Origin of the sequence: Sinorhizobium sp. 22678 (assembly GCF_052044265.1) — a bacterium.
GTDB lineage: Bacteria > Pseudomonadota > Alphaproteobacteria > Rhizobiales > Rhizobiaceae > Sinorhizobium > Sinorhizobium meliloti_A.
The window spans coordinates 97,715-111,109 of sequence record NZ_JBQEMS010000007.1; the positions used below are offsets into that span (position 1 = coordinate 97,715).

Genomic DNA, 13,395 nt, shown 5'->3' on the forward strand with positions numbered 1-13,395 from the left:
CGGGTGAAGCGATCGCCTGCCAGGCGATCATGAGGGAGAGAGACATGACCATCCGTAAGATGCTTCTGGCATCCGCCGCGATCGCTTGCGCCGCGATGCCGGCTTCCGCATTTGCCGAGACCTCGGCCAAGAAGATCGCCCTTTCGAACAATTATGCCGGCAATTCGTGGCGCCAGGCCATGCTGACGAGCTGGGAAAAGGTGACGGGGGAAGCTGTAAAGGCCGGCGTCGTCGCTTCTGCCGACGCCTTCACCACTGCCGAGAACCAGGCAACGGAACAGGCCGCGCAAATCCAGAACATGATCCTGCAAGGCTACGACGCGATTGTGCTGAACGCCGCCTCACCGACGGCGCTGAACGGCGCGGTCAAGGAGGCCTGCGATGCCGGCATTACCGTCGTCTCCTTCGACGGCATCGTGACGGAACCCTGCGCCTGGCGCATCGCCGTCGATTTCAAGGAAATGGGCCGCAGTCAGGTCGAGTATCTTTCGAACAAACTTCCGGACGGCGGCAATCTGCTCGAGATCCGCGGCCTTGCCGGCGTATTCGTCGACGACGAGATCTCGGCCGGCATCCATGAGGGCGTCAAGCAGTTCCCACAGTTCAAGATCGCCGGCTCCGTGCACGGAGACTGGGCGCAGGACGTTGCGCAGAAGGCCGTTGCCGGCATCCTGCCGAGCTTGCCTGAAATTGCCGGCGTGGTGACGCAGGGCGGAGATGGTTACGGTGCCGCGCAGGCGATCGCCGCGACCGACCGGAAGATGCCGATCATCGTGATGGGCAATCGCGAGGATGAACTGAAGTGGTGGAAGGAGCAGAAGGATGCGAACGGCTATGAAACCATGTCGGTCTCGATCGCGCCCGGCGTTTCCACCCTTGCCTTCTGGGTCGCCCAGCAGATCCTCGACGGCAAGGAGGTCAAGAAGGACCTCGTCGTTCCCTTCCTGCGCATAGATCAGGACAATCTCGAAGCGAACCTTGCCAATACCCAGGCCGGTGGCGTCGCCAATGTGGAGTACACGCAGGAAGACGCGATCAAGGTCATCGAGTCGGCAAAGTAAATCTCCCGGTGGCTGCCGCGTGGCCGTTGATGACCGCGCGGCAGTCTTGTTGAGCAGATGATGGCGAGCAGTATGGACGACGTAGCGAAGGCGATCATTGCGGTCGACGGCGCCAAAGTAAGCTTCGGCGCAGTCAAGGCGCTCGACGGCGTCACGCTTCGTGTCATGCCCGGCGAATGCGTTGGGCTCGTCGGACATAATGGAGCCGGCAAGTCCACGATCGTCAGCGTGATCAATGGCGGCCTCACGCCGCACCACGGAACCGTCACGAGTGACGGCGAGCGGCAGGAACGCTACGGCATCAATGCCGCCCGCGACCGGGGCGTGCGTTGCGTCTTTCAGGAGCTGTCCCTCTGCCCCAACCTCTCCATCGTCGAGAACACCCGTCTTGTACATCGCGCTCTCGGCGGTTTCGGCTGGCGTTCGCGGGCTGCGAAGATCATCGAGAAGAGCCTCGACGCCGTCTTCCCCGGCCATGGCATCGACAGCGGCCGGACCGTGGGAGATCTTTCGATCGCCGAACGGCAGATGGTCGAAATCGCTCTAGCCTTTTCCGATGCCGGCACTCCCCCGCGGCTGGTGATCCTGGACGAACCGACATCGTCGCTCGATGCAAGCCTCGCCCGTCAGATGCTCGACCATGTCCGCCGTTTCATCGCCGGTGGCGGATCCGTCATCTTCATCTCGCATATCCTGCACGAGATCCTCGAAACCGCCGACCGTATCGTCGTCATGAAGGACGGCCGCGTCGTCGCCGAACGTCCGGCGCACCGCTTCGACCATCACGGCCTCGTGGAGGCAATGGGGAGCGTCACGAAGGCGGAAACCCGACAGCGTCCGGTGCGCGACCAATCCGCGGCGCCGGTCGTTCTGTCCCATCCGGCAGCGGGTATTCCCTTCACGGCGCGCACTGGCGAGATCATCGGCCTCGCTGGCCTGGCTGGCCACGGACAGACCGAGCTCCTCCTCGCGCTGCATGCCGCCCGGTCCGGCAACTGGCTGCCGCAGCGCAATCCGCTCGTCACCTTCGTCGCCGGCGACCGCCGCCTCAACGGGGTTTTCGAATTGTGGAGCATCCTGCGAAACTTCTCCATCGCCTCGCTCAGTGACATGTCCCGCCGCGGCCTCGTCCTCGAGGCCGGCGAAAAGACGAGGGGAACGACCTGGAAAGAACGGATCGAAATCCGCACGCCCGATTTGGACAAACCCATCCTGTCGCTTTCCGGCGGCAACCAGCAGAAGGTGCTCTTCGCCCGCGCACTCGCCACGCGCGCATCGATCGTCCTGATGGACGATCCGATGCGCGGCGTGGACGTCGGTACCAAGCAGGAAGTCTACGCGATCATTCGCGAGGAGGCGGCGCGCGGCCGCACCTTCATCTGGTATTCGACGGAAATGGACGAGGTTTGCCTCTGCGACCGGGTGTATGTGTTCCGCGAGGGCCGCGTCACGGCCGAACTCGCCGGCGATGCCGTCAACGAGACAAACATTATCTCCGCCTCCTTCGAGGGAGCCGCATGACGTTTCGCCTGTCCTCCGAGGCCATTCGCCTTGTCATTCCCGCTCTATCGCTGTCGCTGCTGCTGGCTGCGGTATTCTGGCTTCAACCACGCGCCATGAGCTATATCGGCCTAAATCTGCTGTTCAACCTGGCCGTGCCGATCGCGCTCGCGACGATCGCGCAAATGCTCGTGATGGCGGTGAACGATCTCGATCTCTCGATGGGCGCCTTCGTCAGCTTCGTCGCCTGCGTGGCCGCGACTTTCCTGCGGGACGCGCCGGCAATAGGCATCCTGATCCTCGCCGGCGCGGTCGCAGCCTATGCGGCGATCGGCGTCGTCATCCATTTACGAAACCTGCCGTCCATCGTCGTCACCCTCGGGATGAGCTTCGTCTGGGGCGGGCTTGCGGTGCTGTTGCTGCCGGCGCCGGGGGGGCAGGCGCCCGACTGGGTGCGGTGGCTGATGACCGTCAAGCCGCCCCTGGCCCCGATGGCGATCGTCGCCAGCATCATCATCGCCGTCATTGCGCATTTCATCGTCAAGCGGTCCTCGCTCGGCGTTCTGATCCGTGGCGTCGGCGGCAACCAGCGCTCGGTGGAGCGCGCCGGCTGGTCGATCGTCGCGGCACGCGCGACCGCCTATGCCCTCGCGGGCCTCTTCGCGGTCCTGGCAGGCATCGCCCTCGTCGGCCTGACCACCTCGGCCGATGCCAACATCGCGCTGCGCTACACGCTGCTGTCGATCGCCGGCGTCATTCTCGGGGGCGGCGAATTCATCGGCGGCCGCGTCTCTCCCGTCGGCGCCGTCATCGGGGCGCTGACGCTGACGCTTGCCGGCTCGTTCCTCTCCTTCCTGCGCATCTCCCCGGACTGGCAGATTGGCGCCCAGGGCGCGATTCTGATCATCGTGCTCGCGCTCCGCCTGATGCTGAACCGCTTCGAGAAGCGGGAGAAACGCCGATGAACGCGCTCGTCCGCCAGTTCGGCAAACCCTGGGTCTGGTCGTGGCTTGCTGCCTTCGTCGTTTGGTTCCTGACGATCATGGTAACGGGCGGCGCCGGCACGATCGGACTGTCGCAGGCAGCGCTTACCTTTGCGGCCTTCTCGGTGATCGTCGGCATCGGGCAGATGTTCGTCATCACCCTCGGCCCCGGAAACATCGATCTCTCGGTTCCCGCAACCATGACGCTCGCCGGCACGGTGGCACTGAAGTTGATGAACGTCGAAAACGGCCTAATCCTGCCCGGTCTTCTCCTTGCCGTCTTCATTGGTCTTGGCGTCGGTCTTTGCAACTATACGCTTATCAAGGCGCTGCGCATCCCGCCGATTATCGCAACGCTCTCCATGAGCTTCATCGTCCAGTCCGGCGCAATCTGGACGAACCGCGGTCTTCGGATCAAGCCCCCGAGCGTGCTTGCGGAATTCACCACCACGAATACGCTCGGCGTGCCGAACGTGGCAATCGTCGCTTTCCTGATCTCCGTCCTCGCCTGGATCCTGCTTGAGAAGACGATCTACGGCCGTTGGATTTCGGCGATCGGACAGAGCATGCCGGCCGCCCGCATGGCAGGCATACCGGTCGACGGAACGCGCTTCGTCACCTACGTGTTCTGCGCCGTGCTCGCTTCGATCAGCGGCTATCTGCTCGCCTGCTTCTCCGGCGGCGCGGCGCTCAACATGGGCGCGGAATATCTTCTGATGTCGATTGCCGTCGTCGTGATCGGCGGCACAGCGGTCGCCGGCGGCGATTCCAACGTACCCGGCATCTGGGGCGCGTCGCTCTTCATGTTCCTCGTGGTCTCCATGCTCAACACCTATGGGCTCGGCGCAGGCATTCGCCTCATCATGACCGGCCTCATCATCATCAGCGTCATCATGCTCGCCGGCGGTCGCCGGGGCATGCGATAAACGGAAAGACTGTCATGGCCGAGGCCTCCATCTACGAAATCCACGACCCGCGCTTCCGGCAGATGATCGTGACCAGCGCCGGTCTCGACGAGCTCCATTCCGGCTGCCGCTGGGCGGAAGGTCCCGTCTGGTTCAACGATGCGAACCAACTCCTGTGGAGCGACATTCCCAATCAGCGCATTCTGCGATGGACGCCGGAGGGCGGCGTTTCCGTCTATCGTGAGCCGTCCAATTTTACCAACGGCCATACACGCGACAGGCAGGGACGGCTCATCTCCTGCGAGCACGGCACGCGCCGCGTCACGCGCACCGAGGTGGACGGCTCGATTACCGTGCTCGCCGATCGTTTCGAAGGCAGGCGGCTCAATTCACCGAACGATGTCGTGGTCAAGTCGGACGGCACGATCTGGTTCACCGATCCCACCTACGGCATCATGTCCGACTACGAAGGCTATCGCGCAGACCCGGAGCAGCCGACGCGCAACGTCTACCGGCTCGATCCGGAGACCGGCGAGCTTTCGGCGGTCGTGACGGACTTCATCCAGCCGAACGGCCTCGCCTTCTCGCCCGACGAAAAGACCCTCTACGTGGCGGATTCATCGGCAAGTCACGATGACCGCCTCCCTCGGCACATACGCGCCTTCGACTTGACCAACGGCGGACGGCTCGCGAACGGACGCGTCTTCTGCGTCATCGACAAAGGAATTCCGGACGGCATCCGGACGGACGCGAACGGAAACGTATGGTCGAGCGCCGGAGATGGAGTGCACTGTTTCGATCCTGCCGGCAAGCTGATCGGCAAGATCCTGGTTCCGCAGACGGTCGCCAATCTCACATTCGGCGGACCAAGGCGCAACCGCCTGTTCATTGCGGCAACCCACTCGCTTTATTCACTTTATGTCGCCGTGGCGGGTTCCCAGGTGCCTTAGAGCGATACCCGGTAACGGTTTTCCTCGAGAATTTCGGCCGACTATCGGTGCCGCCTGCGGCAGACCGTCGAACCGCCTTTCATGTCGAAGGAACTGTTTTCCGCGAAGATGCGAACCTGTGATACTCAACCAATCGGTTGACATTATTCCATTTCAGCAATACTAAACCATATGGTTGACGAAAAGCTGACTCTGACGTTCGCTGCCCTTGCGGATCCCACACGGAGGGGAATGCTTGCCGCTTTGGCATCTGGTGAGAAGCCTATCAGCGAACTCGCCCGGCCCTACCAGATGACGCTCGCCGGCGCCGCAAAACATGTCGCGATCTTGACGCGGGCCGGCCTCATCGAACGGCGCAAGGTTGGCCGCCAGAATATGTGCCGGCTAAACGCCGGAAATCTGAAAGAGGCGAACGACTGGCTCGCCCAGTGGGAGCGGTTCTGGAACGTTCGCCTGGACGCGCTTGAACAGGCCCTGAAGGAGGAGCAGAATCAATGACTGCAGACAAGATCTCGCCCGACATGCTTCGCTTTGAACGAATCCTGGCGGCACCTGCCGCTACCGTTTGGCAGTACCTCGTTGATCCAGACCTGCGCGCGCGCTGGTTCATGTCGGGTCCAACGGACCTGCAGGTTGGCGGCGCCTTCGGGCTGACGATGGATCACGACCGTCTCTCGGACGAGGTCGTTCCTACGCCGGACCGGTACAAGCCATATGTCGGCCATCGTTGGCAGGAACGCATTATTCGCTATGAACCACCTCGGCTCCTGGCCTTCACATGGGAGGATGGTAAGGCGGGGGAAGTCACGTTCGAGCTGACCGAGATAGACAGCGGAACAACGCGCCTAGTCCTGACCCACACCGGCCTTCGTGGCTCTAAGGACGCGCTCGACTTCGGTGGCGGCTGGCACGCGCATCTTGCAGTTCTTGAGAAACGGCTCGCTGGAATAAGCATCCCTGATTTTTGGGCCCTTCACGCCGAAGCCCAGCGTGAAATGGAGAGGGCGCTCGGTTCTGAGGCGTGACGATTTCCGGCTCTCGCCGAATAGCACCGAAAGGAACCGGCCGATGAAGGAACGTTTCACATATTCCACCTACATCCGCTGCAGCCCTGACCTTCTTTGGCAAGCCCTTACTGCCAGGGAGGTTACCAGTCAGTATTGGGCGGGCACTTGGCAAGAAAGCGACTGGTCGCGGGGCTCTCCTTGGCGGCTGGTTGCTCCGGATGGGCGGACAGCGGATTCGGGAGAGGTCCTTGAGGCGGATCGGCCGAACAAGCTTGTGATTTCCTGGCGCGACGAACTTCATGACGAGCTCCGCCAGGAGGGGCATTCCAAGGTTAGCTACGTCCTCGAAGAGATCGGCACGTCGGTAAAGCTGACGGTCATCCAAGAATCCGAAGTGGAAAACTCCGTTGCTATCGCTGCTATGTCAAAGGGATGGCCTCATCTCTTCGCCAGCGTCAAATCCCTTCTTGAGACGGGCTACCCGCTGGAAGAGACAAGGGCGTGGCCCGTAGACCTTTGATCGCGGATCACCATGTCGGGCCGGCCCGCAACTGCCTGAGCTATCTCGGTCGACGACCAGAAGGCGATTTGGCGGTCAGAGAAGGAAAATTGTGTTTACATGTCTGGCTCAAGCCTGTTTTTCCGCCGCGCTGACGTCGGTCGAATGAGACTGTATCTGTGCAGCGTCGAGCGCGATCCTCACGCCGGTCAGAAATGATTGCTCGTCGGCGAGCTCTGGCGTGTATTGGCGAACCGTATAAAGCCCCAAGAGTGCCAGGTAGATGGCCTTTGCAAGTTGTTCCGCCAGTGGGTGCGGCGCACCAAGAAGTTTGAACTCCTCCGTGAGGTGTTTCGTGCGCATCGCGTCCACCTCCCGCACTGCCGCCCTCGGCAAGGGGTCCCGTGCCGCCCACGCCCGAAGCGCGCACTCTGTTTTCGCGACGTCCAAAGCACCAGACGTCGATACGACGGCGAGTTCTGCCAACGCCTCCAAGCGTTCACGCGGTGTATCGAAGTGACTTGTCTGTTCGATTAGATTGGCGGTGAAGTCACGCTTCCAAAACTCTATGATCGCCTGGAGAAGCTCACCTCTATTCTTGAAGCGCCAGTAGAACGGGCCTTTGCTCACGCCAAGAATCACGGCCAAACGCTCCACCCTGACCGCCTCAATGCCTCCGGCTGTCAGAGCAGATAATCCGGCTGCGACCCAATCGGCCTTTGTTGGACCATCTCGTCTATCTGCCATTCGACCCGCCTCACGCTTCGTCCCGTCTGCCGAAGCTAGGGCACATCCAGGAAGGTGTGTAACGCTTTTCCGCCCGGAAGTGCGTCGTTTCAAAGGGTTGGAGCGCCGGCTCCGGTTTCCGCCGGCCGGGCGGCCGCCCAAAATAGGATGAGGCCTACGGGGCCGAAGATCGCCCATTGAATAAGGCCCCATGGGTTCCCGAACCAGACAAAGGTGAAGAACAGGCAAATACCCGAGACCACCAGGAAATGGCCTCCGATTATCCAGGCTACCGGCCAGCGCCAGTCGCTACGGAATGCCGCCACCAACGTGGCCACGGCACCGCCCGCTATCAGCGCCGCCATCTGGTACCACAAGATGTCGAGCACACCGGCGGAGGCGGGTGGCAGATTGGCCGAGTAGACGGGGTACATCACCTCGGGCGTCCCGCCAATGATGTGGTAAATGGCGGCAACTGCATTGACTGCGGATGCCATGAGAAGTGCACTACGGCCGGCGCGTCCATCTTGAAGGCGATTGACTCCTGCATCCGATTTCATTGTGCTGATCCATGTTCAGTATACGGTGGCGTATACTATGCCGCCGCGACCACGTCAATACGACAGCGTATAGAAGCGATTTGGCAGTGACCGCCGCAGCGCTGAAACTACAGGACGAGATCAGTAACCGCCGACGATCGGAAGAATCTCGCCGGTGATGTAGCTCGACGTTTGCGGAGAGGCGAGAAAGACGTAGGCCGGAGCAATTTCCTCTGGCTGCGCCGCACGCTTCATCGGCGTTTGGGAGCCGAATTTCTCCACATCTTCAGCCTCTTTGTCCGATGGATTGAGAGGCGTCCAGACCGGGCCGGGCGCGACGGCGTTCACGCGGATCCCTTTGGGAACGAGATGTCCCGAAAGAGCGCGGGTGAAGGCATGAATTCCACCCTTGGTCATGGAGTAGTCCAGCAGCTCCTTCGAGCCGGTAAGGCCCGTGACGGACCCGGTGTTGATGATCGCCGAGCCGTTCTTCAAATGCGGAATAGCGGCCTTTGCCATGTAGAAGTAGCCATAGAGGTTCGTCTTCAGCGTTTCGTCGAAGTGTTCGTCGGTCAGATCCTCGATGTCACGCGTGTGGACCTGGAAGGCGGCGTTGTTGACGAGGATGTCGAGGCGTCCAAGCTGCATGACCGTTTTTTCCACTGCCTTTCGGCAGAAGCTCGCATCCTTGACGTCGCCTTTGATCACAAGACACTTTCGTCCCTCCTGTTCCACAGCAGCCTTTGTTTCGTCTGCGTCCTGAGATTCGTCGAGATGCACGATGGCGACGTCCGCCCCTTCACGGGCAAAGAGGACCGCCACCGACCGACCGATGCCGGAGTCACCCCCCGTGATCAGCGCCACCTTGTCCTTCAGCTTGTCTGAACCCTTGTAAAACGGGGCATCGTACATTGGCGCGACGGGAAGATCAGCCTCTGAGCCCGGCTTGTCCTGATGCACCTTCGGAAATGGCGGCTCCGGATAACGGCGAGCGCCCGCCTGCATGGCTCCTGAGGCCTTCGGTTTTTCCTTCTTGTCGGCCTCTTCAACCTGCTTCTGGATGTCGCGCTGTTTCTGCCCGGTTTCGGATTTCATTGATGCCTCCTTCGATTGAGGAGGATAAACGCCGCCGAGGCCAAAAGGTTTGGGCGAGACCGCATCCTCGCCATTCCTAAATCATCGTGACCTAATGAGAGGCCAATGTGCTCTCATCGATGTGTGCGCTGGCATATACCCGCCGGGCGACGATCGCGAGAAGAAGGAGCGTCACCGTTGCGACGACGCAACATATGGAGAAACCAAGTGAAAAGCCGCTTTTCGCAGTCTCAAGCCAGACGGCTGACGTTGAACCCGGCATCGACCGAGCTGTCTCGACTGCGCCGGCAAGGGTAGCAGAAACGGCCTCGGCTTGCACGGGATCGAGGCCGCTCAGGTCGGCGCGGTTCATCGCCATACGATAGACCAGGGTCGCCAAGCTGCCGAGCACCGCGATTCCCAGTGCGCCTCCAAATTCTGCGCTCGTTTCCGATATGGCCGAAGCCGAGCCTGCCCGTTCGGGCGGTGCAGTTCCCACGATCAGGCCGGTCGTGGTGAGGACGACAGGAACGAAGCCGAAGCCGATGATCATGCTGGAGCCAAGGATCCCGATCAAGCTCTCGGCGTAGGCGGCTACAGCCATAGCAGCAGCTCCCGCCGCATTGATCAAAAGCCCGCCTAGCACGGTTCTGACGGGTCCGAAGCGGTTGGTGAAACGGTAGGCCTGAAAAGACATGACTGCGAAGACGAAGGCCGATGGCGCGGACCAGAGCGCAGCCTTCAATGGCGACAGACCGAGCACAAGCTGCAGGAAGAGGTTCTGAAACAGGAAGACGCCGAAGACGAAGAAGACACCGGCGAGGTTTACCATCAGCGAGGCCGTAAAGGCTGGCACCCGGAAGAGCGCGAGGTCGACCAATGGGTCGCTGAGGCGTCGCTGACGCCTCACAAACAGGAGGCCGACCAGAAGCCCCAGTCCGATATAGCCGACCTGGGCAAGCTGGAAACCGTCGGCAGCCATATGCTTGAAGCCGTAAATGATCGGCAGAACCGTCGCGAGCGAAAGCACGACACTCAACAGATCCAGTCGGCCGGCATCATTGTTCCTGTATTCCGGCAGCAGAAACGGGGCGACGGCCAGAAGCAAGAGCATGACTGGTATGTTGATCAGAAAAACCGATCCCCAGTGGAAATGCTGTAGCAGAATTCCGCCGATGAGGGGGCCAACGAGGCCGCCCAGCGCAAAGGCCGTGCCCCAGATGCTGATCGCCCTGTTTCGCTCCGCCTCGTTTTTGAAGAGATTGACGATCAGCGACAGAGTGGAGGGCGCGATCGTCGCACCCGCGATGCCAAGCAGAGCCCTTGCCAGAATGAGTTGCTCCGGCGTGTTTGCAAAAGCCGCGAAGGCCGATGCGACGCCGAAAGCAAAAGCGCCCATCAGCAATACCCGTCGCCGCCCGATTCGATCTCCCAGCGTTCCCATGGTCACGAGAAAGCCCGCGACCATGAAGCCATAGATGTCGTTTATCCAGAGCAGTTGCGATGCGGAAGGATCGAGGTCCGCGACGATCGCTGGCACCGCGAGGAACAGCACCGACAGGTCCATCGAATAGATCAGGCATGCGATCGACAGGACGCACAGGCCAACCCACTCACGGCGGCTTGCCTGCTCAGGCGTGTGACTAGTCTCGGCCATGGTCGTCCTCCGGGAAGCCGGCGGAGATTTCCCCGAATCGCAGCCGTTGACAAGTATCAATTTCCAGGACGGGCGGCTTTGATCCAAGGTCGCTGGAATCGAGCGAGATGGCTTGCATTGAGTAACAGGACCTGCCGGCGTTGCGGAGGCACGACTGTGGATCGGCTCCCCGCCGGCATGATTAAGCCAGGCAAGGCATTTGACCTCGAACTGAGTTGGCGGGGTGCCGCGCACCCGCCCTATGGCACCTCTAAAAGCACTTCCTCCTTCCTCGCGAAAGGCGGAGCGAAATCCGGCTTGAGCCTGAAACCCGGCTGCGAGATCTCGTTTAAATGATCCACGACTTTCTCGACCGCCGGCAAAACGGTTTCCAGGCGCGCCGCCGAGACGATGCGCACTCTTGGCAGCAGGAGCCTGCTGTCGGCGCGAAGGGCGTCGCTCAGTTCGTCCTTCTTGGGTCGAATCTGCTGCTCGTAGCTGTCTTCAACTCTATCCAATGCTTCGTTCAGCCCCTTCATATATGCCTGCTTGTGCTTTTCATATTCTTTGTCACTGATCTTGGTACTGGTCAGAACGCTCGCCCAGCTCTCCCAAATGGCGAAGCACTCCGTGTTCCAGAACCGGAGCACATGCCTGTTGTACCACTCACGCTCCAGCTCTGAGAGCCGTAAGTAGCGAACGTCGAACTGGTACTGCGGAGCGTTGCTCGCACCAACCAGACGCGTGAACAGTTGTGACGGTACAACCTTCTTTTGATACGAGTTCCAGATGGTGTGCGTCGTAACAGGCTCTCCAGCCTCAAGGATCGGAATCGAGCTGATCGGCATATCGAGATCGCTGCTGAAACCATTTGCCGTGAGATCCTCGTGGAACTTGAGCGTAGCATCGTTGGGATCCGAGGGGTCGCTCTCGTGAGGCTGCCGCTCCCACGCAGTCCTGATGCTGCTCAATTCATCGTTGTCGGTCACCGAGGCGTACTCGTTATGTTGTACGACCACCCCGAAATTGCCGGTTTGAATCAGCATTCCGACGTGAAGCGGCAGACGCACCCAACGCGCACGAATCGGACCGGCAAGCTCCGCATGTACCCCGTTGATCCGATTCAAGACTGACAACAAAATGTAAGCTGATCTCACAGCATGAACACCGCAGTCCTGAAGCAATCGGCCGATGAGGTTCCGCGGGAACGTATGTGTCAGATAGTTCGGCGGACCTTCAGTCAGATTTAGTCTGGAGTGAGTCGTTACTTGCCCGAAATACACGCTGGCCATGTCGACGGTCGCACGCCAAGCATTGACGCCTGCCTTGCTCTTGTCCACTGCCGTCGGGGCTTGGCGCGTGAACTCAGCGAGTGTCTCTGCGAAGAAGCTATACAAGAACGCGATCAACTCGTCGTTTTCCACGAGCCTGAGCCTCCCGCCATGTCGACCTTTGATCAGCGCGCGGCGAAACAAGTGCGCCTGCGTCAGACGCTGGTTCGGATCCCATGTGTGTCCGTAAGTAACCAGGAAGTAAGCAAGTTGACGATCCCTCGACACCTGGATGCTGCCGATCCTTTCGCCTCGGACGTACGGCTCCTCCCTATCTTCACGGTCCAGTGAATTGAAGATCACGCTGCGAGAGTCGTGCGGTGGAAACGCGTCCAGGAAGCGGTGGGGCCTTGCGCCGCTACGTCCATAGCGGAATTCGGCCACGCGTATCATCTTGTTGAGAATCATGGTGCGGCGGTTGTTCTGAACCTTCTGCTCATCAAGCACTGTCTTGATTTTCACGTCGTTCTGAATGTCCTTTGGACTGAGAAGAATCCACAGCGACAGTTGAAGATCTTGCAACTTGCGCAGCCCGGCCGCGTCATTATTATCTCTCTCGAGTTTCACCACTGCGAGTTCGAGCATCTGCTGGAAAAGTATCTGCAAGATGCGATAGAACTGCTCTATCGTCTCCAGCAGTTGCTCAGGGAGAATCCTCTCGTAGAGGGTGGGGCCTTCTGGCGGCGCACCCATCCTGGCGGCCGGGGGCAAGTCTACCTTGGCGAAGTGTCGCATCGCACCGTCGAGGCCGTTCAAACTTCGCTGCCACTCCTTCTCGCGATTCTGTTCAGTCAAGAGCCCCACTGATCGAGGCTGCTCCTTCACGATCGTGACGATGCCGTTCCAGTTATCCGCGACTCGCTCGTTCTTAGTGCCAAACCGGGTTTGGGGCCAATTGATGAGGAGATCGAACTCTTCGAACCATCCACTCAGGAGGATGCGGGCCATTACCGCGTGAAAAAGCTCGTAAGAGATCGCATGTAGAGGATCCTCGACACCGGACAGATTGACGAGCTCCCGCGTTAATCGCGCGACAGCCGACTTGTCGTCGGCCTCGACGGCTTCGCACAGCTTTTTAAGGACGACGAGATCGCCCACGTTCGGAGGATTTCTCGCAATCGCGTCGTCCACCTCCCTGTAGAAAGTGATGGCGCTCGAGCCCTTCACCATAATCGCGCCTTCCG

Annotated in this window: 13 protein-coding genes; 8 read left to right on the forward strand and 5 right to left on the reverse strand. The window is 60.4% G+C overall.

Annotated features, from left to right (window positions below; translation table 11 throughout):
* Positions 1-44 precede the first annotated feature (44 nt).
* From ACTJKL_RS12715 to ACTJKL_RS12750, 8 genes are all read left to right on the forward strand, one after another.
* Entirely contained in the window at positions 45-1,061 is a 1,017-nt protein-coding gene (locus ACTJKL_RS12715) for an ABC transporter substrate-binding protein (protein WP_026168754.1), read from the forward strand.
* Positions 1,062-1,133: 72 nt separating this feature from the next.
* Positions 1,134-2,582: a sugar ABC transporter ATP-binding protein gene (locus tag ACTJKL_RS12720; protein WP_440853020.1), complete on the forward strand. Its 1,449-nt coding sequence runs from the start codon at positions 1,134-1,136 to the stop codon at positions 2,580-2,582.
* Entirely contained in the window at positions 2,579-3,526 is a 948-nt protein-coding gene (locus tag ACTJKL_RS12725; protein WP_440853021.1) for an ABC transporter permease, read from the forward strand. Before ACTJKL_RS12720 ends, ACTJKL_RS12725 begins: the two co-directional genes overlap by 4 nt.
* Positions 3,523-4,470: an ABC transporter permease gene (locus ACTJKL_RS12730; RefSeq protein WP_440853022.1), complete on the forward strand. Its 948-nt coding sequence runs from the start codon at positions 3,523-3,525 to the stop codon at positions 4,468-4,470. Before ACTJKL_RS12725 ends, ACTJKL_RS12730 begins: the two co-directional genes overlap by 4 nt.
* Positions 4,471-4,484: 14 nt before the next feature.
* The gene (locus tag ACTJKL_RS12735; RefSeq protein WP_440853023.1) at positions 4,485-5,399 is read left to right on the forward strand and encodes an SMP-30/gluconolactonase/LRE family protein; all 915 of its coding nucleotides are present in this window, start codon (positions 4,485-4,487) and stop codon (positions 5,397-5,399) included.
* A gap of 171 nt (positions 5,400-5,570) precedes the next feature.
* Complete coding sequence (locus tag ACTJKL_RS12740; protein ID WP_100673531.1) at positions 5,571-5,897, forward strand: ArsR/SmtB family transcription factor; 327 nt, start codon at positions 5,571-5,573, stop codon at positions 5,895-5,897.
* A complete protein-coding gene (locus ACTJKL_RS12745) occupies positions 5,894-6,424 on the forward strand; it encodes an SRPBCC family protein (RefSeq protein WP_324764727.1) in 531 nt (176 codons plus the stop codon). Before ACTJKL_RS12740 ends, ACTJKL_RS12745 begins: the two co-directional genes overlap by 4 nt.
* Before the next feature lie 43 nt (positions 6,425-6,467).
* Entirely contained in the window at positions 6,468-6,926 is a 459-nt protein-coding gene (locus ACTJKL_RS12750) for an SRPBCC family protein (RefSeq protein ID WP_324764728.1), read from the forward strand.
* A 108-nt stretch (positions 6,927-7,034) separates the two neighbouring features.
* Here ACTJKL_RS12750 and ACTJKL_RS12755 read toward each other — a convergent pair whose 3' ends face one another.
* From ACTJKL_RS12755 to ACTJKL_RS12775, 5 genes are all read right to left on the reverse strand, one after another.
* Positions 7,035-7,652, reverse strand: coding sequence for a TetR/AcrR family transcriptional regulator (locus ACTJKL_RS12755; RefSeq protein WP_338279858.1), 618 nt, complete (start codon positions 7,650-7,652; stop codon positions 7,035-7,037).
* Between the two features lie 89 nt (positions 7,653-7,741).
* On the reverse strand, positions 7,742-8,191 hold the full coding sequence (locus tag ACTJKL_RS12760; protein ID WP_440853024.1) for a hypothetical protein: 450 nt from the start codon (positions 8,189-8,191) through the stop codon (positions 7,742-7,744).
* Between the two features lie 120 nt (positions 8,192-8,311).
* Complete coding sequence (locus ACTJKL_RS12765) at positions 8,312-9,265, reverse strand: SDR family oxidoreductase (RefSeq protein ID WP_440853025.1); 954 nt, start codon at positions 9,263-9,265, stop codon at positions 8,312-8,314.
* A 91-nt stretch (positions 9,266-9,356) separates the two neighbouring features.
* On the reverse strand, positions 9,357-10,901 hold the full coding sequence (locus tag ACTJKL_RS12770) for an MFS transporter (RefSeq protein WP_440853026.1): 1,545 nt from the start codon (positions 10,899-10,901) through the stop codon (positions 9,357-9,359).
* A 239-nt stretch (positions 10,902-11,140) separates the two neighbouring features.
* Positions 11,141-13,381: a hypothetical protein gene (locus ACTJKL_RS12775; RefSeq protein ID WP_440853027.1), complete on the reverse strand. Its 2,241-nt coding sequence runs from the start codon at positions 13,379-13,381 to the stop codon at positions 11,141-11,143.
* Positions 13,382-13,395: the final 14 nt, after the last annotated feature.

Excerpts from the sequence above, each read along its gene's own strand:
- ACTJKL_RS12715 (WP_026168754.1), top strand. The coding sequence starts at position 45 with ATGACCATCCGTAAGATGCTTCTGGCATCCGCCGCGATCGCTTGCGCC.
- ACTJKL_RS12720 (WP_440853020.1), top strand. The coding sequence starts at position 1,134 with ATGGACGACGTAGCGAAGGCGATCATTGCGGTCGACGGCGCCAAAGTA.
- ACTJKL_RS12725 (WP_440853021.1), top strand. The coding sequence starts at position 2,579 with ATGACGTTTCGCCTGTCCTCCGAGGCCATTCGCCTTGTCATTCCCGCT.
- ACTJKL_RS12730 (WP_440853022.1), top strand. The coding sequence starts at position 3,523 with ATGAACGCGCTCGTCCGCCAGTTCGGCAAACCCTGGGTCTGGTCGTGG.
- ACTJKL_RS12735 (WP_440853023.1), top strand. The coding sequence starts at position 4,485 with ATGGCCGAGGCCTCCATCTACGAAATCCACGACCCGCGCTTCCGGCAG.
- ACTJKL_RS12740 (WP_100673531.1), top strand. The coding sequence starts at position 5,571 with ATGGTTGACGAAAAGCTGACTCTGACGTTCGCTGCCCTTGCGGATCCC.
- ACTJKL_RS12745 (WP_324764727.1), top strand. The coding sequence starts at position 5,894 with ATGACTGCAGACAAGATCTCGCCCGACATGCTTCGCTTTGAACGAATC.
- ACTJKL_RS12750 (WP_324764728.1), top strand. The coding sequence starts at position 6,468 with ATGAAGGAACGTTTCACATATTCCACCTACATCCGCTGCAGCCCTGAC.
- ACTJKL_RS12755 (WP_338279858.1), bottom strand. The coding sequence starts at position 7,652 with ATGGCAGATAGACGAGATGGTCCAACAAAGGCCGATTGGGTCGCAGCC.
- ACTJKL_RS12760 (WP_440853024.1), bottom strand. The coding sequence starts at position 8,191 with ATGAAATCGGATGCAGGAGTCAATCGCCTTCAAGATGGACGCGCCGGC.
- ACTJKL_RS12765 (WP_440853025.1), bottom strand. The coding sequence starts at position 9,265 with ATGAAATCCGAAACCGGGCAGAAACAGCGCGACATCCAGAAGCAGGTT.
- ACTJKL_RS12770 (WP_440853026.1), bottom strand. The coding sequence starts at position 10,901 with ATGGCCGAGACTAGTCACACGCCTGAGCAGGCAAGCCGCCGTGAGTGG.
- ACTJKL_RS12775 (WP_440853027.1), bottom strand. The coding sequence starts at position 13,381 with ATGGTGAAGGGCTCGAGCGCCATCACTTTCTACAGGGAGGTGGACGAC.